Consider the following 3,521-nt stretch of genomic DNA (forward strand, 5'->3'; position numbering starts at 1 on the left):
GCATTATACTACCTGAATGTCTACCCCAAAGGCCAACAGCATTAAAATCACCAGACCCACTATAATACGGTAGTACCCAAATAGTTTAAACCCGTATTTTTCCGAAAACAGCCCGAAAACAGAGGAAGCTCCCACCCGTGCAGCACCCTACACCTTGACCAGCCAGGTACGGGATGGGCTTAATCTATTTCAGCGGGGGCAGACCTTTGTTTGAGCCAGAGGTCCGTAACAATGGGGTAGTGGTCAGACAGGTTCTGGCGGATGGCGCGGTAGCCTGTGCCTACCAGCCGGGGGTCATGGAGCAGGTAGTCTATCCGGAGGATGGAGAACAGCCCGTTGAAGGTATTGCCCAGGCCCCAGCCGCTTTCCACAAATGCGTCTTCCAGCCCTTTGCTGATTTTATTATAGGTAAAGGAAGCCGGGGGGTCATTGAAATCGCCGCAGACAATCACCGGGTAAGGGGAACCCTGGATGTGCCTGGCTACCACCTCTACCTGCCGCGCCCGCTTTACCGCCCCTACCTGCAGCCGCCGAATGATGTTGCGGGAGGCGGCAATTTTATCGTCACGGGTAGGTTGGGCATTGGGGTTGCCCAGAAACTCATAGTCTTCGCGCTTAAACCGGTTTGACTGAAAGTGCACATTGTAGACCCGCACCGTATCTTGCCCAATCTTCAGATCTGAGTAGATGCAGAGGTTGTTCGTTTCTTCATTGAAAAGAATGTTCCCCTTCTTCAGAATAGGGTATTTGCTGAAGGTGGCAATGCCCCAGTGGTCTGTTCCGCGTAGCGTCTCGGTATAGGCTACATGATGGTTGTTGGCTCTCTGCAACTGTACCAGGGTGTCAAGGTTGTTCCGGTTAGGCTTTGAAGAAGTATAGAATTCCTGAAAGCAGATGATGTCTGGCAGCTCCTCTTGCAGCACCTTGAAGATTTTGTCACGGGTCTTGGGGTTGCCCGTCCATTCATACAGGTCAAAGAGGCGGGCGTTGAAGCTGAGAACCCGTACTTTTTCTGACTTGGCCGGCACCTCTGTCTGGAACAGGTTGAGCTGGATTTGGGTCTGCAGATTGTCAAAGCTTACCAGCACCGCCAGCAGCGAGATAAAGAGCGCCCGGCTTTTCACCAGCAACCAGTACAATACAAACAGCAGGTTCACCAGCAACAAAATAGGGTACGCCAACGCAATGAGACTGGCGGGCCAAAAGACTGCCGGGTTTATGAAAGATGCCGCGTGCGAAATAAGGAGGAGTACGGCGGCCCCCATGGTGAGCAGCACAATGACCTTAAACAGAAAACTCCGTTTTACCTTCTTCCCTGGCACAGCAATTGACTTGTTGAGAATCCCCACGCATTAAAGATACAAAGCAGTTATTTGTTTAGAAAAGTATGAGGGAGAAAGAAGTGCACACCCTGCGAAATACAACCTTTTTATACCATCATCTGGATTCAGCTGACAGGGAAACGGGACGAAGAAAACACGTTTAGCTATCATCCCCCTCTACCAGGAAGCCCAATCAAAGCCAAACTCTTGTTAGAGGTTCTGCGGCGTGCCCCTTGGCTTTTCTGATTGTTAAATCACTTCTAGCATTGGCGGCATGTGTAGAAACGCTCATCTCCCTGTGTAGCCTGAGACCCTATTTTCGGCCACGCCTCAAGTGGCACCTCTGTTTTGGGGCTGATTTTAAAAAAACAGCCTAAAAACAGAACCTGCCCTTCCTCTGAAACACCCCAGGGAGCGCTTGCACCAGAAAGAAGAAAAACATCATTCAAACTCAAACAGAGAACCTTTGGTCCATACAACCTGGCCGTTCATTTTTTTCCTTAGCCATCCTCCCCTCTCTTATAAATAAGTGCTCCAGACAAGCCCCCCATTTCACCGGATAAAAGAAACGGCCAACAGGTGTTGTGTTGCTTTAGCAGTGTACAGCGTTAGCGAGTGGAATTACCTTTGATCTTACTGCTGCAAAAGGCCTCAAAAAAAACAGTCTTTCCCTCATACTCACCTTTGCGCCGGTTTGGTGGGAATAAGGTCTTGGGCAGAACATACATGCCTACTTTTCGGCTGGGAGACCAGCGTGCCAACTGCTGTATTAGATCTGCTAAAAGAAAGTAAGTTGTTTTCCGGATTTGGGGGTAAAAAGGGAAAGGTCATAAGCAGGCATTTGTCTGTCTTTGAAATGCTTCTGGTAAGAGATTTTGAACAGCGATCTGATGGTCTCTGCCCATTTGCCCTCCCCTACCATGCGTCTCCCAAATTGGCTGTCATTCAGAGTGCCGCCGTGGCAGGATTTAATTTGGTTCAGCACCTTTGAAGCCCGCTCAGGGTAGGCCTTGGTCACCCAATCATCAAAAATCTCCCCAATGGCACCGTTCAGACGCACCACCGTATACGCTGCAGACAAAGCCCCCGCATGGGCCGCCGCCTCCAGGATGGCGGGTACTTCATGGTCATTTAACCCCGGAATGATAGGTGCCACCATGACATTTACCGGCACCCCGGCTTCAGAGAGGGTCCGGACCACCCCCAGCCGTTTCTGACCGGTAGCAGTACGGGGCTCCATCTTCTGCCGAAGAGACTCCTGCAGGGTGGTGACAGAAACACTCACGTGCACCAGCCGGTGGCGGCTTAGTTCCTGCAACAGGTCAAGATCCCTGAGAATCAACGTATTCTTGGTAATCAAACTTACCGGATGCCGGTACCGCAGGAGCACTTCCAGCAGTTGGCGGGTGAGTTTCTTCTTTGCCTCAATGGGTTGGTAACAGTCAGTATTGCCCGCCAGCATGATAGGCCGCACCACCCAGTTTGGTTTTTCCAGCTGGGCCTGCAGCACCTGTGGGGCATTTTCTTTAATGATGATTTTCTGCTCAAAATCAACCCCGGCCCCTAGCCCCCAGTAGGTATGGCTGTTTCTGGCATAACAGTAAATACAGCCATGCTCGCAGCCCTGGTAGGGATTCATGGAATAGACCAGACCCAGATCAGGGGAGTCTACCTCATTCACAATTTTCTTAGGGTTTTCTATGAAAAACTGAGTAGCCGGCTTATGCTCCCATGCCTCATCCACCCCTTCCAGATGTTCTACTACGTACTCATTTTTCAAGTACGGGCTGGAAGGATTATACTGGGCCCCTCTCCCTTTAATATACTCTTTGTTCTCTTTGAAAGAATCTGAACCCATGGTAGTAGCCATCAACATGAATACTAATGTATTTAGTATTTATGTATTCTTCAACTATATTCCAATATTTTTAGCAAAACCTAGAGATTAAACTCGCCTTCTCTTCTTCCCTTTAAGCAGTAAGCCGGTTGGGAACCGCTGTATATTCTTCTGCTGCAAAGATTTTAGAGGAACAAGGGATAGGGGAATCTGTAATGAAAGCCTGGGAAGAACTGCACGTGAAGGCACACCACTTTAAACGTTGAAGCTGTTTAGAGTTTTTGTAACTGCCAGGCAAAGGCTACCGGATAAGTTTTTTCATATACCAGTGGTTTCTGTTTTCGGGCTGTTTTCTGAAAAAC

At 49.4% G+C, this 3,521-nt stretch carries 2 protein-coding genes; both read right to left on the reverse strand.

Features of this window, described 5'->3' with window-relative positions; genetic code table 11:
* Positions 1-179: 179 nt before the first annotated feature.
* On the reverse strand, positions 180-1,349 hold the full coding sequence (locus A8O25_RS22105; protein ID WP_066839804.1) for an endonuclease/exonuclease/phosphatase family protein: 1,170 nt from the start codon (positions 1,347-1,349) through the stop codon (positions 180-182).
* A gap of 751 nt (positions 1,350-2,100) precedes the next feature.
* On the reverse strand, positions 2,101-3,192 hold the full coding sequence (locus tag A8O25_RS22110) for a PA0069 family radical SAM protein (RefSeq protein ID WP_241499127.1): 1,092 nt from the start codon (positions 3,190-3,192) through the stop codon (positions 2,101-2,103).
* Positions 3,193-3,521 lie beyond the last annotated feature (329 nt).

Source organism: Rufibacter ruber, assembly GCF_001647275.1.
Lineage (GTDB): Bacteria > Bacteroidota > Bacteroidia > Cytophagales > Hymenobacteraceae > Nibribacter > Nibribacter ruber_C.

Bases quoted from the DNA above. Each gene is read 5' to 3' on its own strand.
- A8O25_RS22110 (WP_241499127.1), bottom strand. From the start codon at position 3,192: ATGGCTACTACCATGGGTTCAGATTCTTTCAAAGAGAACAAAGAGTAT.